This window comes from Olivibacter sp. SDN3, from assembly GCF_014334135.1.
In the GTDB taxonomy this organism is placed as follows: domain Bacteria; phylum Bacteroidota; class Bacteroidia; order Sphingobacteriales; family Sphingobacteriaceae; genus Olivibacter.
In genome coordinates this window covers 3,101,520-3,124,840 of record NZ_CP060497.1, presented here as the reverse complement: position 1 = coordinate 3,124,840, position 23,321 = coordinate 3,101,520, and the positions used below count along the sequence as shown (strand labels likewise).

Genomic DNA, 23,321 nt, shown 5'->3' with positions numbered 1-23,321 from the left:
TACCCTTTGACATACGCAAACGGTTTATCTTCCACATGTAAGGCGAGCTTTTTACCTTTTTAGTTTTTAGTTTTTTAGTTTTTTAGTGATATTAGCGGTTTAAACAGAAAAAAATAGGAAAACTCCACTATGGCTATTTACAGGTTCAGGGTAACTTTTGAAGATTACGATGATATCATTCGCGAAATTGATGTCTTGTCTACGCATACATTTTTGGATCTACACCATGCAATTCAACAATCTACCGGTTATAATCCTGACTTACCTTCGTCTTTTTTTATTAGTAACGATCAATGGATGAAGGGCGAAGAGATTGCTTATCTACCAAATGCCCGTAAACAAGAAAGGGGGATAGCACTAATGGAAAACTCAAAGCTTAATAAATTCATTGATGATCCTCACCAGAAATTCTATTATACCTATAACTTTGAGAGGCCTTACGACTTCCACGTTCAATTGATAAAAATACTAAAGGAAGAGAGTGGAAAAAAGTATCCACTGACTTTTAAAACCGTCGGCGCAGCACCTAAGCCTTTTGGTGCTGCAGCCATTCCCACAGAAGAGAATGGTGACAAAAAAGCAGAAAAGGACGATTACGATTTTTTAAATGAAACCGAATACGGAATTGACGATGCAGAGGAATTGGATCTAGATCTAATGGACGACGAGGAAACACAGGGCGGTGAAGACGATAAAGATGAGTTTTCAACAGGTTTTTCCGACAATGAAAATTATGAAGACGATTATTAACTTTTCATCCATAAATAACGGCACTCAATGGCAGATGAGAGATAAATTGTTAATAAGCAGTATATAGTATAGCGGTAGCTTATTTCTCAGTGCAAGGCTACTTTACGCTTAACTGCTCTACTACTTAACTACTTTGACTTAACGATTATCAAAACACTCATTACCATAGTAGGTCCAACAGCGATAGGAAAAACCGCCTTATCCATTAAAATAGCACAAAAGTTTAAAACGGCTATTATTTCTGCAGATTCCAGGCAGTTTTATCGTGAAATGAATATTGGCACTGCTAAGCCCAGCAGTGAAGAACTTGCAGCGGCTCCTCATTTCTTTATTAATTCACTAAGTATACATGATGACTATAGTGCTGGCGATTTCGAAAAAGAAGCCTTAGCAAAAATTGAGGAACTATTTCAGGAAAAAGATCAATTGGTTTTAGTAGGTGGTAGTGGCCTTTTTATAAAAGCTATTTGTGAAGGTCTTGACGAGTTGCCAAAACCTTTACCCGGGATACGCGAAAAACTGAATAAGCTACATCAGGAAAAAGGCCTCGGACACCTACAAGAAGAACTGAAGAAAAAAGATCCACTCTACTACAAATCGGTTGACATCAATAACCCACAACGCGTAATCCGTGCTTTGGAAGTATATGAAAGTACAGGAAAACCATTTTCTTCTTTTCATCAACGGAAAACTAATGTTCGCCCATTTGAAATACTCAAGATTGGATTAAACACTGATCGCGAACAGCTATATCAACGCATTAATAGACGCGTTGACCAAATGATGGAAGAGGGTTTACTGGAAGAAGTAACGGCTCTTTCGCCGCAACACCCCTTACCACCACTTCTCACCGTTGGGTATAATGAATTGTTTGATTACCTCCAGGGAAAATATGGTTTGGAAGTAGCAACCGAAAAAATTAAACAACATACCCGGCAATTTGCAAAACGGCAGATAACCTGGTTTAAAAAAGACCATAAGACCTATTGGTTTGATCCTCAGCACGAAACAGACATTATGAGCTTTATCGAGGCAAATATTTATTAATTTAAGCCATTTTTTTATTATTTTTTTTTGCAGCATTGAAATAAAAAAATTACATTTGGAAACGAACAATAAGAAACTAGCTAACTCGTTATAAACTTAAAATTTTTTGGAGGAAGTGTATGAAAAACCATACGCTTCCCCAAAAAATGCTGAATCTGGCATAATCTTGTAAGCAAGAAACGTATTTCCTCTCAACCAGTAAATTTTACAAAAACTTGCATTTCACGCAAACCTTTTATACATTCGCTTGTATTACTATGCAAGCATAGTAATTAAATACAGATAACCAATTTTTGAATCGAAAACACATAAAAGATTATGCCTGGCAACATATTTAGGCAGTCTTATTTTTAAACTACCTATTTTAAACTTTGCACTATGAAGAAGACGATTATTATGGCTTTTGTTTTAGCCTCCATTAGCCCTTCCCTTGTAAGAGCTCAAGAAAACAACAAAGGTTTTTATATCAAACCCTATGCAAGTTATTTCTTTTCAGTAACACCCGTTGAATACCCATCAATTGGAGGCTTACCATCAAGAGATAGAGTATTTTCGATTAATCCCGTAACCGGACAACAATCAACACAAAGCGAAGATATTATGAAGGGATCTTTTGGAGCGGGTTATCGTCTTGGTCTAACGGGCGGGTATCGGTTCAATGATATTTTGGGAGTAGAGCTTGCACTTAATTATTATAAAAGTGATGTTCAGGATATGTCAAGACAGCAAGCCACTTTCACAGGAACGAACGCGACGGCATTATCGTTAGAAGCTACAGGACAAGCGAGAGCTTATGATATTGCCCCAGCATTGGCTTTCTTTATTCCAACAAAAAGCGAAGTGTTCAAACCTTATGCTAAGGTTGGGATCATTATTCCTTTAGGTGGTTATTCAGAAAACATAACAAAAATAACAGACAATACGGGTAATGTGGCAATTTCACAGGGCCTATTTCCCAACGCTTTACGAAACCAGGTTATACAACAGGCAGAACAAGCTTATGCCGCCGCGGGCATGACAGATCATAACCCCGTGAACCCAGTGATGTTACTGGCAGATGTAGAGCGCGTAGACCGAACAAAATCTAACCCAACCGTAGGTTTTCAATCTGCACTGGGAGCAGATTTCTGGCTCAGCAAAATGGTAGCAATCAATGTTGAATTGGAATATAGAAATGTTACAGTGGCAAGTAATAGAAGGGATATGCAATCGGTTAGCGGGACATACACTATTATTGACAGAGGAAACAACCACCCACAAACCGGCGCACCTTTTCCACTGGGAGAAGGAAACCTATCAATTGAGGCGGCTTCTGAGTCTTCCAAAAGAATAAACTATCACGATCATATTAACGTAAATGAACACAATATTGTAGCTAGTGGGGAGTTTGATCCAAACCAACCAGCTGATGAAGTTTCGAACCGACTTACTTTTGGAGGCCTCGGTGTCTCCCTAGGAGTTAAAATATTTTTAGGAAGATAGTTTGACATCCGGAGCAATGATTTACAAGCGTTGAGTGTTTGAAGTAATCACTCAACGTTTTCTTTTTTTTCTATAACTAATCTCTACTTTTGCAACGCCGGCTTGCACCATACCTAATCTTCGAGCAGCCTTTTTCGATAAATCGATGATCCTACCTGAAACAAAGGGCCCTCTATCATTTATTCTCACGCGTACCGAACGACCATTTGTGAGATTTTTTACTCTTACCTTCGTTCCAAATGGTAAAGTCTTATGAGCGGCTGTCATTTTGTATTGCCTGAATTTTTCGCCATTCGCTGTTCGCCTGCCCTTAAACTTGTCTGCATAGAAAGAAGCACCACCATGTTCCCGTAGTTTCGGCGCACATGAGGCCAACAAAAATAAGCAGGCACTAATTATTAGTACCTGCTTAATTATTTTATGTAAAAAAATCATTATTCACTATCAATTACCGATTGAGGCCAAGCCGCTTTTTTCTTTCCCCATTTCTTATTGGGCCTGTTACCCATTATAAACTCGATATCACCACCATTTATTATATCATCATGTGTAAAATATACTTTATCGTATTTTTTTCCATTAAATTTTACTTCCTGTATATAAATGTTCTCTTTGCTATTATTGGTTGCTCTAAATCTCAATTCTTTGCCTCCACCTGGCCTAAATATTACTTCGTCTGCGGCAGGACTGCCGATGATATATTCACCACTAGCAGGGTTAGCAGGATATAAACCCGCAATACTCCAAACGGCCCAAGCACTCATCTGCCCGCAGTCTTCATTGCCGGAATAACCATCTGGTTGATCATGGTACATAGAATCTACTATGAGACGTACTTTTTCCTGTGTCTTCCAAGGTTCGCCCAAAAAACTGTACATATAAGCGATATGATGACTAGGTTCATTGCCATGTGCGTATTGGCCTATCAACCCACTTACATCAGGAGATGTGTTTTCTCCGGTAAGCGCTGAACTTATCGCAAATAATGAATCAAGCTTTTGACTTAATTTCGCGTGGCCTCCGTACAGCTTCGCTAAACCTCTCACATCATGTGGCACGAAGAAAGAGTGTTGCCACGCATTTCCTTCTACGTACTGTGCTTTCATCTCATCATGCTCTGAAAGATAGGGGTCGAAAGGCGTAGCAAAAGCACCATCACTGTTCTTCGCACGCATAAAGCCGGTTTCTTTATCAAAGATATGCTGATAGGCCTGTGCTCGCTTACTAAATTTTTCGTAATCATCGGTTTTACCCAATTTCTTGGCTACTTGTGCGATACACCAATCGTCGTAACCATATTCTAAGGTCACACTCGCACTATGTCCCATCTTGTCTTGTGGCATATATCCATGTTTGATATAGTGCGGCACTCCTCTACCTTCCTGATAAGCGGAAGCTAACATAGCCTCATAGGCTCTTTCGGCATCTACACCAGGCCAATCTTTCAAAACAGCATCTGCTATTACCGGTATCGCATGATAACCTGTCATCGTATTGGTTTCCCAAGTACTTAAATCCCATACTGGCAACAAGCCGTTTTCATCGTAGAAGGCCAACATGCTATTTAACATACCTGTATATTTTTCGGGTTGTGTGATGGTAAACAACGGATTTAACGCCCTGAAAGTGTCCCACAATGAATACAAGGTATATCGCTGACCACCATCAGCCATTTTTAGCACATCTCCCTGCGCATTTTTATAGCCGCCGTCAGCATCCGAAAACAATGCCGGTGCGATACTGGTATGGTACAAAGCCGAATAAAACACCCGCTTTAACTGTTCATCGCCAGACGATACCTGCACTTTCTGTAACTCCTGTTCCCATTTTGCGGAAGCTTCATTCTTAACGCGTTCAAAGTCCCAATCATCAATTTCTTTCAACGCATCTAATGCTTTTTCGTAATCAGTCATCGACAACGCAACTTTCATATCAATCTGCTTTTGCGGATCATCAAAAACAAGCTGTGCGGAAATACCTGTTCCCTTTTCTTCCGTCTTTGCCGCCTTGATCTGTGCCGATTGAACACCATGGCCCGATAGAATGGCATCTTTAAATGGTTTGGAAGTACGGGCAGCAAAATACACACGTTGCACCTTCGCCCAACCCGTCGAATAGCGGTAGCCTACCAATGTAGAGTCGTCCAACACTTCGATATAGGTTTCTGTCGGACTATCCCAGTTCTGGTGAAAGGCCAAATCAAATCGGATAACAGGCGTACTCTGATTAGGAAAAGAATACCGATGATACCCCACACGCTCGGTGGTCGTCAATTCTGCTTTTATCTGATTATCTAATTGTACCGTATAATATCCCGGATAAGCAGATTCGTTATCATGGCTAAAAGTTGCCTTAATATCTTCAGCTTCATCTCGCAATGGGTACAGCAAGGGCATCACTGAAATATCGAGCCAGTCGCCTATACCCGTCCCACTCAGATGGGTATGACTAAAACCAGCAATATGATTGTCGCTATAATGATAACCGCTACACCAATCCCAATCGCTCCTACCATTATCTGGACTCAGTTGTACCATTCCAAAAGGCACCACCGCTCCGGGGAAAGTATGACCGTGTCCTCCTGTACCTATAAAAGGGTCTACATAGTCTGTTAACTTCTTTTCTTGCGCACTTACCATAGCTGGTATGGTGAGTAATGCTGCAAAACATAAACGAGCAATAGGTTTGTTCATCTTTAGCATCTATTAAATTATTAGATCGGTTCTTAAAAACGCTAAATTTAAAAGAATATTTTCATAACACAGAAACTAAAACGTTTTATTACAACTTGTTTTTGTCCTAACCGGTTATTATACCATGCTCTCCAATTTTGTTAATAAGTCACTGTAAAATGCGAGTACCTACATAACATACAGCATATCAAGCTAAGCTTAACAATGCCAAGCCAATTGTCTCCCCGTTGATTATGATGTTGAGTCCGCTTTACTCGTCTTGTTCCAAGGGCACAAACTTCATAGAAACAGAATTAACGCAATGTCTCGTATCTTTTGAAGTAAATCCTTCACCGATAAAAACATGCCCTAAATGCCCTCCACAATTGGCACACACAATTTCTGTGCGCATACCATCAGGATCCTGAATACGCCGAACGGCATCTTTAATCTCGTCATCAAAACTTGGCCAACCACAGTGCGATTCAAATTTGTCGTCCGAGCGGTATAAAGGAGCATTACATTTTTTACATAGGTACACTCCTTTGGCTTTGTTATCCAATAAATCCCCAGTAAAGGGCCGTTCAGTACCTTTTCTTTCTATTACCCAAGCCTCGTCGGCAGTTAGCTTATTGTAATTTCCTTCACTCTTTACCGTAGTGTCTATTTTATCCTGCGTATTCATAATCTGATGATGTTTTGATGAAGTGGATATTGCGGTCTTATCTTTGGATGTCTGCGCACATGAATGAAGCGTAATGTTCAAACAAACTAACAATATCCCCCATTTATTGTATAAACCCATGGTTTAATTCTCCTCGAAGCAATATACGAAAAAAGCCCGCAAATTCTTACGGGCTTTTTCTTTTATATGTCAACCAACGGTAATTTAACCGCCGGCACTGGATCGTCATAAAGGTGACTAAGCTTTTACATTTGCAAGCTCTTCTGCTATGGCTGCACCTATCTCCGCAGGTGATTCTACTACACGAATTCCACATTCTCGCATAATTTTCATTTTTGCTGCGGCTGTATCGTCTGCTCCCCCAACAATAGCACCGGCATGTCCCATTCTACGACCTGGAGGCGCCGTCTGTCCAGCAATAAACCCTACTACAGGCTTTGTTCCATGCTCTTTGATCCAACGAGCGGCTTCTGCTTCCATACCTCCCCCAATCTCGCCAATCATAATGATGCCTTCAGTTTCGGGATCATTCATTAATAACTCAACAGCTTCTTTTGTAGTTGTACCGATAATAGGATCGCCACCAATACCAATCGCCGTTGTTATACCTAGACCAGCCTTAACTGTTTGGTCAACTGCTTCGTAAGTTAATGTTCCTGACTTCGAAACAACGCCTACATTACCCTTTTTAAAAATGAAGCCGGGCATGATACCGATTTTAGCCTCATCCGCAGTAATGATGCCAGGGCAATTAGGTCCAATTAATCTAGATTTTTTATCTTTCAAATAGTCCTTTACCAAGATCATATCTTTGGTAGGAATACCTTCTGTAATACAAACAATAACTTCAACTCCAGCACTCGCTGCTTCCATTATAGCATCTGCTGCAAAAGCAGGGGGCACAAAAATAATGGATACATTAGCGCCTGTGGCATCTACAGCGTCCTGAACGGTATTGAAAACCGGCCGATCCAGATGAGACTGCCCTCCCTTACCCGGAGTAACACCACCTACTACATTTGTGCCATACTCTATCATCTGCGAAGCATGGAAAGAGCCCTCATTTCCAGTAAAGCCCTGAACAATAACTTTTGAATCTTTATTTACAAGTACACTCATTGGTCTATTTTTTGTAGCGCAAACTTACTAAAATCATTTGAAAACAAGGGAAAGAGATTTAAAATAGCTATCATCTGAATAAGGATAGCTCATCAAATTCCGGTAGAATGGAATTGCAAATCATATAAACGTTTATAATAGCCATTTAAATGCAACAATTCCTGATGATTGCCGATCTCTTTGATTTCGCCCTGATCTAGCACTATAATTTTATCCGCCTTCTGGATGGTGGATAGACGATGTGCTATAACAATAGAAGTTCTATCAGTCATCAATGTATCGATCGCCTGCTGGATTAATAACTCGGTTTCTGTGTCAACAGAAGAGGTAGCTTCATCCAATACCAAGATCCTCGGATCGTGTACCAAGGCACGGATAAACGAAATAAGTTGTGCCTGCCCGGCAGACAAAGTAGCTCCCCGCTCTTTCACTTCGTAATCATACCCTCCAGGTAGATGCGCTATAAACGTATCAGCCCCAACTTTTTTCGCAGCTTTAATAACTTCTTCACGTGTAATCGCTGAATCGTCCAACGTGATATTACTCATTATAGAATTGGAAAAAAGGAATACATCCTGCAATACTGTGGCTATTGTCTGTCTTAAATAATTAATATCATATTCACGAATATCAACACCATCTAACTGAATCGTCCCTCGGTTGATTTCATAAAACCTACTTAAGATATTTATAGTAGACGATTTTCCCGCACCCGTTGCTCCAACCAACGCCAATGTTTCCCCAGGCTTTACGGTAAAGCTTACATCTTTTAATACCCATTTCTCTTCATCATAGGCAAACCATACCCGATCGAATATAATTTCACCTTTTATTTTTTCTGGCCGATACTTACCGTTATTTGGTGTCTGTTCATCAGTATCTAGTACACTAAATATACGTTCGGCACCTACCATCCCCATCTGCAACGTGTTAAATTTGTCCACGAGTTCTCTAATAGGCCTGAATATCATATTAATATACATGATGAAAGCGACCACTACCCCCGGAGAGATACGCTCTGCTAAAATAGATTTCGAGCCATACCATACCAACAGCCCTAACGCAATCGCCATAATGATCTCTATAAGTGGAAAGAAAATAGAAAAATACCAATTAGAACGTATGTGTGCATTTCGATGCTGTGCGTTAATCGCCTTGAATTTATTCATTTCCTGTTTTTCCCGAGCGAAATATTGGATAAGGCTAACCCCAGAGATATGCTCTTGAAGAAATGTATTTAGGTTTGACACCCAATATCGAACATCCTGAAAAGCTGATTTCATTGCCTCCTTAAAGAAATAAGTGGCAATAATCATGAAAGGCATAGGCACCAACACGATGAGGGTCAACTGCCAATCGGTGTAAAACATTACGGAAATAATAACTACAAGCTGCAAGATATCACCGATAATCTGAATCAATCCTTCAGAAAAAATATCGGCAATGGTTTCTAAATCTGAGACAGTTCTTGTTATCAACCTTCCAATAGGCGTCTTATCGAAATATTTTAGGCGCAAACTGGTAATATGATTAAAGGTAGCCACCCTTAGATCCCTTATAACGGACTGACCTAAAGTATTTGTTAATAAGGTGTGATAATACCTAACAACAGTTTGAAAAAACAATATTCCCAACATCAATGCTGCCATTAATGTCAGTCCATCAAAATCGTTTTTGAGAATATAATGATCTAAAGTGTACTCCACTAACATCGGCATCAGCGGTGAAATAGCTGCTATAACTATCGTCAACAGTACAGACCAAAAAAAATAGCCCTTATAAGGCCTTAAGTAGCTTCCTAATCTACGTAACAATTGCAGATCGTAGGTCTTACCCGTTACTTTCGTTTCACTCATAATGCTCAAGCTATCAGCTTCTCCTATTGCCGTACCTCTTTTATGGTACGCCGTCTCTTATCTATGTCAAATCCCATGGATACAATACTTCCGTCAGATAAAGGCCACATGCAGGTACAGAAACACCTGCCTTACTTCTATTTTTACTTTCAATAACGTTACGTATATAACCTACAGGTTGTTTACCAGACCCTATTTCCATTAGCGTTCCTACAATCGCCCGTACCATATTACGCAAAAACCGATCAGCAGATATGTAAAAAACCAGCTGATCGGTATTTAACCACTGCCACGCCGCATGCGTGATTACGCAGTTGTTGGTGAATACCTGTGTATGTGATTTACTGAAACAACTAAAGTCCTTGTACGCCATCATAAGCTGTGCTGCTTCATTCATGGCCTCCACATTAGGTTTATCTCTTATCTGCCAAGACCGACCATATAAAAATGGGTCTTTATTAAAATGTACATGGTATTCATATGAACGCTTTACCGCATCAAATCGGGCATGTGCACTTTGATCCACTGCAAATAGTCGCTTCACTGCGATGTCGCGCGGTAACAATGCGTTCATTCCTGTCAATATACGGTCTTCGTTATCGGCAATCATTCCGTGGTTATCGTCAAAATGAGCATACAACTGCTTGGCATGTACGCCGGTATCGGTCCTCCCACAGCCAACCGTTTCAACAGCCCCCCTTAATAACTTACTCAACGCGATGTTGAGCATTTCCTGAACAGTATTGGCGTTATGTTGAATCTGCCACCCATGGTAAGCTTCACCGTTGAAAGCTAATTCAATAAAGTATCTTTTCGATTGTAAGTTCACTATTTGCAAACTTAGATAAAATCGATTTCATGTGCAATTACTTCAAACTAACGATAACCATTATTAAATCTAAGTATTTGTGTCTTATGTCTGATATCCTATCTTTGCAATAAACAATTAAAAATCCGATGATACAGCGTATACAAACTATTTGGCTGTTTATTGCCAGTATTACTATCCTAAGTCTTTTCTTATTCCCTTACGTTCAGTTTTTTGACGTTAATGGCATTGCTATGGCGTTGAAGATAAATGGGGTGTTAGACAGTACCGGAGGCCAAAATCAGCTCAACACCTCTTTCTCTTTTATACTACAAACAATTGCAACAATTGTATTGGGGATCTTACCATTGGTAACCATCTTCAACTATAAAAACAGAAAAAAGCAGGTGAATTTAATTATGTTTACCATCATACTAACCATACTATTCTCCTTCTGGCTGTTTATTACTGCCAGTAACGCAGTCCACGCAGTTGGTAGAGCAATAACCCTAAGCAACATAGGGATTGGGGCACTTTTGGTGCCACTCTATATTATCTTTCTTTTGTTAGCTATTAAGGGTATCAGAAAAGATAATAAACTTATTAAATCTGCTGAACGACTTCGTTAAACTTCCTTATCGATCGGCTTCTCATAAAAAAAGGACATTGTTGCTAGCAAAAATGTCCTTTTTTAAGTTCACCACCATACACTAAAAATATTTTAACCAGCTATAAAACAACAGGTTAATAATAAAAGCAAAATCATTGGCGTATTCTTTGTCTAAAAAAACAAAATTTCATAACGCACTTTAAACTTGAATCAAAATTTAATTCCACAAAAATGAACTTTAAACTAAAAAAAGCTGGTTATACTGCCATCCTGACATTAATAACAACATCGTCGGTCATGGCACAATCTACAGAAATCAATGAGGTGAAACCGTTTGCGCCTACAACCGAGTACCGTACCTGGTCAATTGGAGTTGGGTTAGGGGTAGTCAACCAATGGAATGGAATGGGCTTTCTCCGGGATTTCAAGGCCGTGGAACACCAGCTGGGATATAATTTTTACGTGAGAAATCAAATTCTTCCGAGCTTAGGTGTCCAAGCTGAATATTTTGGGGGAAAACTAAGTGGCGGTATGAAAACAAACGACAATAATTTTTCTACATCTTTACCTTGGTCTGCTTCACTGAGTGCCAATATTACATTAGCGAATATCAATTGGCGACATAGAGAAGGAATCATCAAACCTTACTTCACAATTGGTGGGGGTATTATGGGATACCAACCAACAACGGAAATAAACGGAGTTGTCAGTGAATTGGAGTCGACAACCACCGCCTTTATACCCGCTGGCCTTGGGCTGAAATTTGGGGTAACACCCGATATTAATTTAGACCTAGGTTATCAATTAAACCTTGTAAATACAGGAGAACTAGATGGTGTTACCAGGAGACGCCGAGACATGTTTTCATATACAAGAATAGGAATCGAATTTGCTTTAGGGAATGGCAATAAGCCTTTTTTAGCTAATCGTAACCCCGTTGCAGATATGCAAAAGGAGTATCAGGCGAATTACGATGAGTTAGCTGCTGCACTGCAAATCGAAAGGGAAGAGCATGAGGCATTGAAAGCACAACTGGCAACTGATTTAGCCGACGACGATGCCGATGGTGTGGCCAATAAATTTGATAAATGTCCCGGAACGCCTGCAAATACAAAAGTCGATGGGTCAGGCTGTCCGTTACCTGAAGCGAAGCAGGTCGTGCAACAAATCACCGTAACAGAAGAAGATAGACGTGTGGTTGATGAAGCGATTAAGAACTTAGAATTTGATTTGAGTAAAGCGACCATTCGCCCAAGTTCTTATCCTAGCCTGGACAAAGTAGCTAATTTATTAATAGAGAAGAATTTTAGTCTTAAACTAGCCGGGCATACAGACAATACGGGCTCTATGCAACTCAATATGCGCTTATCAAAAGAACGTGCCGAAGCGGTGAAAGCCTATCTGGTAAGTAAAGGAGCTAATCCTTCCCGCATAGAGGCAACAGGCTATGGACCAACACAACCAATAGCAACAAATTCAACTGCAGAAGGCCGACAAGCAAATCGTCGGGTGGAATTTACTTTATATTAATATATAACAACATTAAATAATGGAGGGTGCTAACTAAAAACCCTTCATTATTTTTTACATAAAAATCTAATAAAATTCCAGGTTTTACGAGTTTCTAAATAGTTTGGCTGACTATCATTTGAATAAGCTTCACGTTCAAATGACAGGGCTTTATATGCTTGATGTCTTTTTTTATAGATTGCCCATTTAAACAACCATTCCATTACATACCATATATAAAAAGGTAATACCAACATTTCAATCTGCTGCCTATGATGTATTTTTTCATGCAAAAGAATCCGATCGGATAGTTGTTTATTTTTTATTGATTTATTAGCGAGGACAACCGGCCAAAGTGCCATAGCCTGTATTTTACTTCTGGATGGGATAATATAGTAAACTTTCATACCAAACTCCCTCTATGCTTTCATATGATCATTGACGTTCCTTTAGACAAGCTTCTAAAAACTAGTAATAACCCGTAAACCACCGTATCTGAAATTAATGTTCTGACGAGACAGCGTTCCCACAGGTAGTTTATAAAATGGTTCAACGGATAATCCAACCTTCTTAGAAAGAGGCAGCTGATGACCAACAGAAAAATTAAGGAATCCAGAATAACTATTACCCTGTAAAGGTGTTTCGGTTGATTGTTCACTGATGCTCATCACTTCAAATTCTGGTTGAGCCACCGCCAAACTTTCCATGTTCTCCATTGTTCGGTTTGTTGCAACCCGGGTTACATTATAGTTATTCACACGGTTCTCATTCAGGATGGCGAAAAGGGACACCCCTGCGCTGGCATAAAACCGATTATTAATATGATATTTTAAATCAATCGGTACGTCTAACGCCAAAACATTTGTATTAATTGATGTAAGTTCACGTGTCTCCGCATTTCTTGCGGTAAAAAAAACCTGTGAATTATCCGAAGATACTGCCGACGGCGACGATGCTGGTGGCAATGTCTGAGAGCCCCCCTGCTGAAAACCTAAATCTACAATAGAAACACCTGAGCCAATAGAAATTTTATTGGAAAGACGATATGCCACGGTTACCCCTCCTCCCATATTAACACGCTCTTCAGTCAATGATGGGGCAAAGACAACGCCTACACCCCAACGCTTCGCCAATACAGACGATTCCTCTTCATTGACCATTTTTAGTTCTGGTCTACTGTAGGCTTCTCCTTCACTCAACATTTTAATTAATGGGTCTTCATTTTCAACCATATCATTTGCATTCGGCTTCTCCTGCACTTTCCCAGTAGTCTCAGAGATACTGCTTGCTTGCCTCTCTCGAACATTGGGCACTTGCAGTGCGAATAACGACTGGTCTCCAATATGGTTTTCACGCTTTTCTATAACATCATTTTCATTAATTACAGAAATTAACGATACTTCTCCCAAAGGATTTGCTTTAGTCTTTAAAGTTGCTCTTTCCTCCTCCCGACTCGACTTTACTATTTTATTTTTATTGCTTTCGCTTACAGCAAGATTTTGCGTGTCGTAATCAGGTTTTTCTTCATCGGTCTGGGTATTTTCTTCCAAAGGAGTTTTTGATACAACTTGATGAGGTAGTTCCCTTAACACCTCATCAACCCCGCTCTTATTATACAAGAAGAACGTAACTCCCAACAATAAAATAGCAGCTGCACCACTTAAATACCAAAGAGGCATCAACCTATTAGCCCCTTTGCCTTTTTTTGCAAAGCGCTCCCATGCCCCTTCCCGATAAGGTGCTGAGTGTTCCCGCAAGGCCTCTGCCATGCGCGTTATCAGTTCCCTATTTTCTTTATCTTTCATGTTTAATTAACACCACTAATTTTTTTCTTAACTGCTATCTTCCTACCGCAAATTGTTCAGTATATAGTTTTCTCAGTTTTTGCTTCGCCCGGGTAAGGTATGTTCTAGAGGTACTATCAGGTATGTTTAATAGTTTCCCTATTTCCTCATGAGCATATCCCTCCACTTCATACAGATTAAATATTAAGCGCTGTATTTCAGGCAAACCTTCAAGCAGCTTTAGTATATCTTCAGCATAAAGCTTATCCGTTGCATTGATCATTACTGGCTTTACGTCATGCTCGCCCACATCTTCCAATGCGACCATACTTTTCTGCGAACGCAATAAATCAATTGAAAGATTAGCTGCGATTCTAGCTAACCAACCGCGAAAAGATTTTTCAAGCACCTCTCCTTCACCTATCTTATTAAACTTAGAGAGGTTCTTAAATGCCTTTATGAACGTTTCATTCACTAGTTCTTCGGCGTCATATTCATTTTTCACATATCGCATAACCACCGCTATCACATAACCATAGTATTTCTTATAGATAAATTCTTTACCACGTTCGTCATCTTTTTGGACACAGCTATCCAATGCACCCTCTAGTGTTACATTTTTACTTCTATTTAAATATCCAAAGCGATACTTCACTACAGCTATTAAAACTAATATCGAAAGCTATTTATCCTTTCTAATCCAACCACAAACCAAGCATAAATTCCACAAATTTACATATAAGTCCTAAATTTATGCTAACATCTCCTGGCTATTAAAGAACAGCTTTATAAATCGGCATACCATTTCAAAATAATGACCAGCTGTAGCAAAAGTTCTTTAAGTAAATATTATTCATCATTATTCTCCAATAACGTAAATGTTAATGCAAATGCTACATCGAGCCTAGCCAAATTTGCTTTTGATATAATTTTATTGGTTTGCATATACAGCCAAAGCTAGCTTGAAAGCAACTGAAACCACCGCTTGCCGTCCTCCGCCACAAAAGACTTTTTTATAGCGGAACCCCACATGATTGGCCTAAATTAAAAGAAGGATGAAAAAAAGCTTTTACAACCATGCCTGGTTCCATGAGACCTTTAGGCGTAAATTATTTCGAATGAAAACTTTAAAAATAGTATTCCAGCAAGTCGCTGCTTTGTAATTTTAATTTTTACTTTTTACTTTTTTACCTAAGTTTGCGAGAATCTAACGATTTGTGTTTCCAACGGTAAGAAAAGGAACATTTTACAGAATAAAATAAATGAGCAACAATATATTATCAGAACAAGAGATTTTACGAAGGGAAGCGCTGACACAACTGGTTAAACTAGGAATCGATCCTTATCCAGCAGACGCTTTTGAAGTCAATGCGAATGCACATGATATACTCGAAAATTATGAACGCGATAAGCTGAATTATAAAACCATCAGTATAGCCGGCCGGATGATGAGCAGACGCATTATGGGCAGTGCCTCGTTCATTGAGTTGCAAGATGCTACCGGACGTATACAAATCTATCTTAATAGAGACGAGCTATGCCCAACAGAAGACAAGACCTTGTATAATACTGTTTTCAAGAAGCTATTAGATATCGGTGATTTCCTGGGAATCAAAGGGCATGTGTTTACCACTCAAACCGGAACCATCTCTATACATGCCACCGAAATAAAAGTACTATCAAAATCACTTCGACCTCTTCCCATCGTTAAAGAAGCTGGAGGAAAAGTATTTGACGCTGTAACGGATCCTGAATTTCGTTACAGACAACGTTATGTTGATTTGGTAGTCAATCCCCAGATACGTGAAACATTTGTCAAAATAACAAAAATAAAGTCGGCTATAAGAAACTTCTTAGATGAACGTGGCGCACTTGAAGTTGACACTCCGGTATTGCAAAGTATACCTGGAGGAGCTGCGGCAAAACCTTTCATTACCCATCACAATGCACTTGATATTCCTTTGTATCTGCGCATCGCTAACGAACTGTATCTTAAACGCTTAATTGTTGGCGGGTACGACTGGGTATACGAGTTCAGTCGTAATTTCCGTAATGAGGGAATGGACAGAACCCACAACCCCGAGTTCACGGTGTTGGAATTTTACGTGGCATACAAAGATTACCTTTGGATGATGGATACTACAGAGCAGCTTTTTGAAAAGATTGCTGTTGCTACTAATGGAAAAACCATCCTAAAAGTTGGCGATAAAGAGATAAACTTCGCTGCACCTTATAAGAGGATAAGTATTTACGATGCCATTAAAGAGCATACAGATTTCGACGTAAGTTCCTTGGATGAGGCTGGTTTACGAGATGTGTGTGAACAACTCGACATACCTGTGGATGAAAGTATGGGCAAGGGGAAACTCATTGATGAAATATTTGGTGAAAAATGCGAACATCATTATATACAACCGACGTTCATCATCGATTATCCGGTTGAAATGAGTCCGTTAACAAAAAAACACCGAGACACAGAAGGTTTAGTGGAACGCTTTGAGCTTATGATTAACGGCAAAGAGCTCGCTAACGCTTATTCAGAACTCAACGACCCAATCGATCAGTTAAATCGTTTTGAGGATCAACTAAAACTCATGGAACGTGGAGATGATGAGGCCATGTTTATAGACTACGATTTCCTGAGAGCCTTGGAGTACGGCATGCCCCCTACCGCTGGTATTGGAATTGGAATCGACCGTCTGGCGATGCTGATGACCAATCAAGCTAGCATACAGGATGTATTATTTTTCCCTCAAATGAGGCCTGAAAAAGTAATTAAAACGGCTTCTATAGCCGATTATGAAGCTGAGGGCGTTCCAGCTGCCTGGGTTCCTGTATTACAAAAAATGGGGTTGAACACAATTGAAAGTCTCAAGGCGGCTAATCCCAACAAGGTTTTTAATGATCTGGGAGGGATGCGAAAAAAAATGAAGCTAGATATTACCATGCCTTCGAAGGAAACGGTGATGGATTGGTTTAAATAATAGGAAAATAGCAAGATTGCGGATTAAAATATCAGCATCATCCAAAACTGTTAAGTAACACTTCACTAACGGCCAAGGCCAAGCCTTTGAATAGGTTGGAGCTTTTGTCTTGCTACTTTGTCAATTTTTCCAAAGATTTACGATAAGCGCTACCTGTTTGCTTAATAATAAAGTCTTTTCGTAGCAAAAATGATAACCTGCTGCTTAACCTATTAAAAAAACCAGGTATATAAGTTGATTTCCTCCTTTTAAATGCGCTCAATCCCTCTCTTGCCACCTGTTGTACTGGCATTAAATAAGATCTAAGCCCGTTGAACTGGTCTCCTGCGGTCATTTCCGTCGCAATACCTCCCGGCATAAAAACAGTAAAAGAAAACCTGCTATTGGTCAGCTCCTTCGAAAGAGCAGATACAAAATTCAGCAGAAACCCTTTTGTTCCAGCGTAAACTGCCTGATAAGGGGTTGGGAAAAGTGCCGCCATACTTGACACTACCATCACCCCCCCCTCAGCTTGTTGCTTTTCAAAATAACGCACTAAAACATTAATCATATATGTGGTACTTACAATATTAATCTGAACCATTTGATTAAATTTTTCCCGCGAAAGTTCCATGTGGTTTCCCAAATAAGTTATTCCAGCATTTAGTACTACAGCATACACCGTTTTCTTTTTCAATATTTCATCTGTGATTCGTTCGACGTCACCGGTTACCGATAAATCTGCCACGACTACTTCAACCTCTACTTTAGCTTCATATTCCAATGCCTTTTTCAGAGATTCCAAGCGCTCCTTTCTACGCGCTAACAATATTAGATTAGCCCCGTGAATACTGGCCAACTGCCTTGCAATTTCTTCGCCCAACCCCGAAGAAGCACCTGTAACCAGTACCCATCTACCTCTAAAATCTAAACGTTTCATCTATTATAACCATCAGAGTTGGGCATAAGAACCTACTATTCTTTGCCTATTAATTAACATGTTACACCGAGAATCGCTCACAGCAAGAAGTGCTAAAAGTCATAACTTAATTAAGCCTGCGCCGTTGGCCCTCCAAAATTCATAGGAAACGGAGGTTCTTCATGTGTATCGATTTTACCATTCATTGCCTCATATTTGGCAATATTATCCTGAAATGCTTTCATCAAACGCTTAGCATGTTCGGGCGTCAAAACGATTCTTGACTTCACCTTGGCCTTGGGAACGCCGGGCATAACCCTGATAAAATCAACTACAAATTCAGTATGAGAATGGGTAATGATAGCTAAATTAGCGTACACCCCCTCCGCTATGTCCTCCGTCAATTCAATATTCAATTGATTATTTTGCTGCTCTTCCATAAAAAACAAATATTATTAATGTACCTTCTATTGCTTATGTTAAATAATCTCTATAAAAATGTAAATATAACGAATACCTATAAGAGCCTATTTAAAATTCATCTAATAATTTTTTTATATTTCTTTTTGGTTATACCATCGTTAAATTTTTCGAGATAGGCTTCTTGCTATCTCTGCAAAACCGAACGGAGTGAGCTCACCGAAGGTAATTTGTCTCGGCTCGCTCAAAAATGAGCTATAAAAAATTTTACAATATTAAATAGGCCCTAAGAAAAAAGCTCCGAAGAATGATTCTCCGGAGCCTTATATTAACTTGTTTTACTTGACAGACAGTTCAACTATACTTCTTCCTTAGAAGCTAATAATTGATCGTACTCTTCTTTAGAACCAACAATAATTCGATCATAGTTACGCAAACCAGTACCGGAAGGTATTAAGTGCCCTACGATTACGTTTTCTTTGAGACCTAATAAATCATCGCGCTTACCGCTGATAGCTGCTTCGTTCAAGACTTTAGTCGTCTCCTGGAAAGAAGCTGCAGAAATAAATGATTTGGTACCCAAAGATGCTCGGGTGATACCCTGCAACATCGGACTAGAGGTGGCAGCTATTGCATCACGCACCTGTACCAATTTAAGATCGCGACGTTTTAGGCTTGAGTTTTCTTCACGCAACTTGCGTAAAGACACGATTTGCCCAGCCTTCAAAACGTTCGAATCACCTGCGTCAGTAACCACTTTCTTATCGTACATCGAGTCATTCTCCTCGATGAAGTCCCATTTATTTACAGCATCCTTTTCAAGGAAACGTGTATCGCCCGGGTCTTCAATCATTACCTTCTGCATCATCTGGTGTACAATCGTTTCAAAGTGTTTATCATTGATCTTCACACCTTGTAGACGATAAACTTCTTGAATACCGTTCACCAGGTATTCCTGTACAGCGGCAGGCCCCTTAATCGCTAAAATATCTGCAGGAGAAATTGATCCGTCAGATAGAGGCATACCAGCCTTTACAAAGTCATTATCCTGTACAAGGATGTGCTTAGAAAGAGGTACTAAATATTTTTTCACCTGTCCATCACGCGATTCGATTTGGATTTCCCGATTACCACGCTTAACTCCACCTAAAGTCACTACACCGTCTATTTCAGTTACCACTGCCGGGTTAGAAGGATTACGTGCCTCAAATAATTCAGTTACGCGAGGCAAACCACCAGTAATATCTCGGGTTTTTCCTGCTGAACGAGGAATTTTAGCTATAATCTCCCCTACCTTTGCTTTACCATTATCATCCACAGAAATGTGAGCACCAACCGGTAAGTTATAGGTTCGTATTACATCGCCCGCGGTATCTAAAATTTTAATAGCAGGATTTTTTGTTTTATCTCTCGTGTCGATAATTACTTTCTCACGGTGACCTGTCTGCTCGTCAGACTCTTCACGATAAGTTACGCCTTCGATAATCGACTCAAATTCTACCTTACCAGCAAATTCCGAAATGATTACCGCATTATATGGATCCCACGAACAGATACGATCACCCTTGCTCACTTTATCTCCGTCTGCAACGTACAGGAACGAACCGTAAGGAATATTATTAGTCATTAACACTTTTTTAGATTCTGGATCTAAAATACGGAACTCACCGGAGCGGCCCAGCACAATATGTAGCTTGCCTTCTTCCGTTTCCCGCTCTACCGAACGCATGTTCTCAAATTCAATGATACCATCGAATTTAGCGATAACTTGCGATTCAGCAGCAATGTTAGATGCAGTACCCCCCACGTGGAAGGTACGAAGTGTTAGCTGAGTACCTGGTTCACCAATGGACTGAGCCGCGATAACACCAACGGCCTCTCCCATCTGTACGCGCTTACCTGACGCAAGATTACGTCCATAACAAAGAGCACAAACACCTCGTTTACTCTCGCAGGTTAAAACTGACCTGATTTCTATACCTTCAACAGCAGATTGTTCAATCTTTTCGGCTATTTCTTCGGTAATATCTTGGTCTGCTCCTACTAATAACTCGTTGGTTACATTATCATACACATCGTGTAAGGAAGTCCGCCCTAAAATGCGATCGTAAAGAGGTTCCACGATATCCTCATTATCTTTTAATGCGGTAGTAAAGATACCTCTCAGCGTACCACAGTCCTCTTCGGTTACAATCATATCCTGAGCCACATCATGTAAACGACGGGTTAGGTAACCAGCATCCGCAGTCTTCAATGCCGTATCGGCCAAACCTTTACGCGCACCGTGTGTAGAGATGAAGTACTCCAAAACCGAAAGCCCTTCTTTGAAGTTGGAAAGGATCGGATTTTCAATAATCTCACCACCGGAAGATCCAGACTTCTGAGGCTTGGCCATCAGTCCCCGCATACCGCAGAGCTGGCGGATTTGTTCTTTCGAACCACGCGCACCGGAATCTAGCATCATATAAACCGAGTTAAAGCCTTGATTATCATTAGATAGGATATCCATTACATTGGCCGTTAAACGGTTATTGATACGGGTCCAAATATCGATAATCTGATTATAGCGCTCGTTATTGGTTATGAATCCCATGTTATAGTTATTCATAACTTCTTCCACTTCTCTAGTTGCTTGTTCAATCAATCCAGCTTTGGCATCCGGAATGTTCAAATCCTGAAGGTTGAATGACAGACCGCCACGGAAGGCCATTTGGAATCCCAGCTCTTTAATATCATCTAAGAATTGAGCTGCTCTTGCCATACCCGTCGATTTCACAACATCTCCGATAATATCCCTTAGTGATTTTTTTGTTAAGAGTTCATTAATATAACCAACTTCCTCTGGAACCATTTGGTTGAAAAGCACCCGTCCCACAGTCGTATCGATAACTTTATTAACGATATTGCCTTCCTTATCCTTTACATTGGTTTTTACCTGAATAAAAGCATGCAGATCAATTTGTTTTTCATTGTAGGCAATAATTACCTCCTCCGGAGAGTAAAAAGTCATATCCTGCCCCTTCACTACACGGCTATCGTCTGTTCTACGACCTTTAGTAATATAGTAAAGCCCCAACACCATGTCTTGAGAAGGCACAGTAATAGGTGTACCATTTGCAGGGTTTAAGATATTATGGGCTGCCAACATTAAAATTTGGGCTTCCAGGATTGCCGCGTTACCTAGAGGCAAATGCACTGCCATCTGGTCACCATCAAAGTCGGCATTGAACGCTGTACACACTAACGGGTGAAGCTGGATCGCCTTACCTTCAACTAGTTTTGGTTGGAACGATTGGATACCTAAACGGTGGAGTGTAGGAGCACGGTTCAGTAATACAGGGTGTCCTTTAAGTACATTCTCCAAGATATCCCAAACAATAGGATCTTTGCGATCGACTATTTTTTTAGCAGACTTAACGGTTTTTACTACGCCACGCTCAATCATCTTACGAATGATAAATGGCTTATAAAGTTCGGCTGCCATATCCTTGGGCAAACCACACTCATGTAGCTTAAGGTTTGGTCCCACAACAATTACGGAACGAGCAGAATAATCCACACGTTTACCCAGTAAATTTTGGCGGAAACGTCCTTGCTTACCTTTCAATATATCCGATAAAGATTTCAAAGCTCTGTTACCCTCTGTTTTAACTGCATTCACCTTACGTGAGTTATCAAACAGCGAATCAACAGCCTCTTGAAGCATACGTTTTTCATTACGCAAAATAACTTCAGGTGCCTTGATTTCAATTAAACGCTTTAAACGGTTGTTGCGTATAATTACACGACGGTAAAGATCGTTCAGATCCGATGTTGCAAAACGGCCACCTTCCAAAGGCACCAATGGGCGCAATTCAGGAGGAATCACCGGAACAATCTTTACAATCATCCACTCCGGCCGGTTTTCTATACGATCGCGGGAACCACGAAAAGCCTCTACAACCTGAAGGCGCTTTAACGCTTCATTTTTACGTTGCTGGGAAGTCTCATTAGCAGCTTGATGACGTAGATCATACGAAAGTTGATCTAAATCGATACGGTGTAATAATTCTTCCAACGCTTCCGCTCCCATCTTAGCAATGAACTTCTGCGGGTCTTTATCATCTAAATACTGATTTTCTTTAGGCAAGGTATCCAAAAGGTCGAGATACTCCTCTTCCGTAAGAAAATCCATATATTGGATACCATCTTCTTCTTTTATTCCAGGCTGGATGACTACATATCGTTCATAATAAATAATCATATCCAGCTTCTTGGTTGGAAGCCCCAACAAGTAGCCTATCTTATTAGGCAATGAACGAAAATACCATATATGTGCAACGGGCACTACCAAATTGATATGACCCATACGCTCACGACGCACTTTTTTCTCGGTAACTTCAACACCACAACGGTCACAAACAATCCCTTTATAACGGATACGCTTATATTTCCCACAGTGGCACTCATAATCTTTTACAGGACCGAAAATACGTTCACAGAACAAACCATCACGTTCCGGCTTATAGGTACGGTAATTGATAGTTTCTGGTTTTAACACCTCTCCGCTTGAGCGCTCCAAAATAGCTTCTGGAGACGATAAACTGATAGTTATCGAGGTGAAATTACTTTTGATTTTATTATCTTTCTTATAAGACATAATAGCTCTTATTAGTTATGAGTTGAGGGTTATAAGAAAAGAGTCGACATACAACCCA

At 40.0% G+C, this 23,321-nt stretch carries 18 protein-coding genes; 6 read left to right on the top strand and 12 right to left on the bottom strand.

The genetic code is table 11. The annotated features are described in order from the left end of the window. The first annotated feature begins 129 nt into the window (after positions 1-129). The 3 genes from H8S90_RS12890 to H8S90_RS12880 all read left to right on the top strand — a co-directional run bounded on the left by H8S90_RS12890 (position 130) and on the right by H8S90_RS12880 (position 3,279). On the top strand, positions 130-750 hold the full coding sequence (locus H8S90_RS12890; RefSeq protein ID WP_187338283.1) for a hypothetical protein: 621 nt from the start codon (positions 130-132) through the stop codon (positions 748-750). A gap of 144 nt (positions 751-894) precedes the next feature. After that, positions 895-1,797 carry a tRNA (adenosine(37)-N6)-dimethylallyltransferase MiaA gene (miaA, locus tag H8S90_RS12885; protein WP_187343037.1) on the top strand — a complete coding sequence of 301 codons (903 nt, stop codon included), beginning with the start codon at positions 895-897 and terminating at the stop codon, positions 1,795-1,797. 378 nt (positions 1,798-2,175) lie between these two features. Next, complete coding sequence (locus tag H8S90_RS12880) at positions 2,176-3,279, top strand: outer membrane beta-barrel protein (RefSeq protein ID WP_187338282.1); 1,104 nt, start codon at positions 2,176-2,178, stop codon at positions 3,277-3,279. Positions 3,280-3,330: 51 nt separating this feature from the next. On the opposite strand, the gene H8S90_RS12875 is transcribed toward H8S90_RS12880, so the two are convergent. The 6 genes from H8S90_RS12875 to truA form a co-directional block, all read right to left on the bottom strand. Next, positions 3,331-3,714, bottom strand: coding sequence for a septal ring lytic transglycosylase RlpA family protein (locus tag H8S90_RS12875; protein WP_187338281.1), 384 nt, complete (start codon positions 3,712-3,714; stop codon positions 3,331-3,333). Next, on the bottom strand, positions 3,714-5,972 hold the full coding sequence (locus H8S90_RS12870) for a GH92 family glycosyl hydrolase (protein ID WP_187338280.1): 2,259 nt from the start codon (positions 5,970-5,972) through the stop codon (positions 3,714-3,716). Before H8S90_RS12870 ends, H8S90_RS12875 begins: the two co-directional genes overlap by 1 nt. 250 nt (positions 5,973-6,222) lie before the next feature. Continuing rightward, complete coding sequence (locus tag H8S90_RS12865) at positions 6,223-6,636, bottom strand: methionine-R-sulfoxide reductase (protein ID WP_370525645.1); 414 nt, start codon at positions 6,634-6,636, stop codon at positions 6,223-6,225. Between the two features lie 237 nt (positions 6,637-6,873). After that, positions 6,874-7,755: a succinate--CoA ligase subunit alpha gene (gene sucD / locus H8S90_RS12860; protein WP_187338278.1), complete on the bottom strand. Its 882-nt coding sequence runs from the start codon at positions 7,753-7,755 to the stop codon at positions 6,874-6,876. A 92-nt stretch (positions 7,756-7,847) separates the two neighbouring features. Continuing rightward, positions 7,848-9,611, bottom strand: coding sequence for an ABC transporter ATP-binding protein (locus tag H8S90_RS12855; RefSeq protein WP_187338277.1), 1,764 nt, complete (start codon positions 9,609-9,611; stop codon positions 7,848-7,850). A gap of 61 nt (positions 9,612-9,672) precedes the next feature. After that, complete coding sequence (gene truA, locus H8S90_RS12850; protein WP_187338276.1) at positions 9,673-10,440, bottom strand: tRNA pseudouridine(38-40) synthase TruA; 768 nt, start codon at positions 10,438-10,440, stop codon at positions 9,673-9,675. 128 nt (positions 10,441-10,568) lie between these two features. Between truA and H8S90_RS12845 the strand changes: the two genes are divergently transcribed. Then, on the top strand, positions 10,569-11,048 hold the full coding sequence (locus H8S90_RS12845; protein ID WP_187338275.1) for a DUF4293 domain-containing protein: 480 nt from the start codon (positions 10,569-10,571) through the stop codon (positions 11,046-11,048). A gap of 212 nt (positions 11,049-11,260) precedes the next feature. Continuing rightward, positions 11,261-12,559 (top strand): OmpA family protein, encoded by a 1,299-nt coding sequence (locus tag H8S90_RS12840; RefSeq protein WP_187338274.1) that lies wholly within the window; start codon positions 11,261-11,263, stop codon positions 12,557-12,559. A 47-nt stretch (positions 12,560-12,606) separates the two neighbouring features. Here the strand turns inward: H8S90_RS12840 and H8S90_RS12835 are convergent, their stop codons facing one another. Genes H8S90_RS12835 through H8S90_RS12825 form a run of 3 tightly spaced genes read right to left on the bottom strand, consistent with a single transcriptional unit; the run spans position 12,607 to position 14,977 of the window. Continuing rightward, the gene (locus tag H8S90_RS12835; RefSeq protein WP_187338273.1) at positions 12,607-12,945 is read right to left on the bottom strand and encodes a hypothetical protein; all 339 of its coding nucleotides are present in this window, start codon (positions 12,943-12,945) and stop codon (positions 12,607-12,609) included. Between the two features lie 54 nt (positions 12,946-12,999). Continuing rightward, the gene (locus H8S90_RS12830; RefSeq protein ID WP_187338272.1) at positions 13,000-14,343 is read right to left on the bottom strand and encodes a hypothetical protein; all 1,344 of its coding nucleotides are present in this window, start codon (positions 14,341-14,343) and stop codon (positions 13,000-13,002) included. Positions 14,344-14,377: 34 nt separating this feature from the next. Continuing rightward, positions 14,378-14,977 carry an RNA polymerase sigma factor gene (locus H8S90_RS12825; protein WP_187338271.1) on the bottom strand — a complete coding sequence of 200 codons (600 nt, stop codon included), beginning with the start codon at positions 14,975-14,977 and terminating at the stop codon, positions 14,378-14,380. Positions 14,978-15,584: 607 nt separating this feature from the next. Here H8S90_RS12825 and lysS point away from each other — a divergent pair. Further along, positions 15,585-17,306 carry a lysine--tRNA ligase gene (gene lysS / locus H8S90_RS12820; RefSeq protein ID WP_187338270.1) on the top strand — a complete coding sequence of 574 codons (1,722 nt, stop codon included), beginning with the start codon at positions 15,585-15,587 and terminating at the stop codon, positions 17,304-17,306. Between the two features lie 112 nt (positions 17,307-17,418). Here the strand turns inward: lysS and H8S90_RS12815 are convergent, their stop codons facing one another. The 3 genes from H8S90_RS12815 to rpoC all read right to left on the bottom strand — a co-directional run bounded on the left by H8S90_RS12815 (position 17,419) and on the right by rpoC (position 23,263). After that, positions 17,419-18,225: an SDR family oxidoreductase gene (locus tag H8S90_RS12815; protein WP_187338269.1), complete on the bottom strand. Its 807-nt coding sequence runs from the start codon at positions 18,223-18,225 to the stop codon at positions 17,419-17,421. A gap of 110 nt (positions 18,226-18,335) precedes the next feature. After that, positions 18,336-18,644, bottom strand: coding sequence for a DUF3467 domain-containing protein (locus H8S90_RS12810; RefSeq protein ID WP_187338268.1), 309 nt, complete (start codon positions 18,642-18,644; stop codon positions 18,336-18,338). Between the two features lie 338 nt (positions 18,645-18,982). Continuing rightward, positions 18,983-23,263, bottom strand: a complete 4,281-nt coding sequence (gene rpoC / locus H8S90_RS12805) for a DNA-directed RNA polymerase subunit beta' (protein WP_187338267.1) — start codon at positions 23,261-23,263, stop codon at positions 18,983-18,985. Positions 23,264-23,321: the final 58 nt, after the last annotated feature.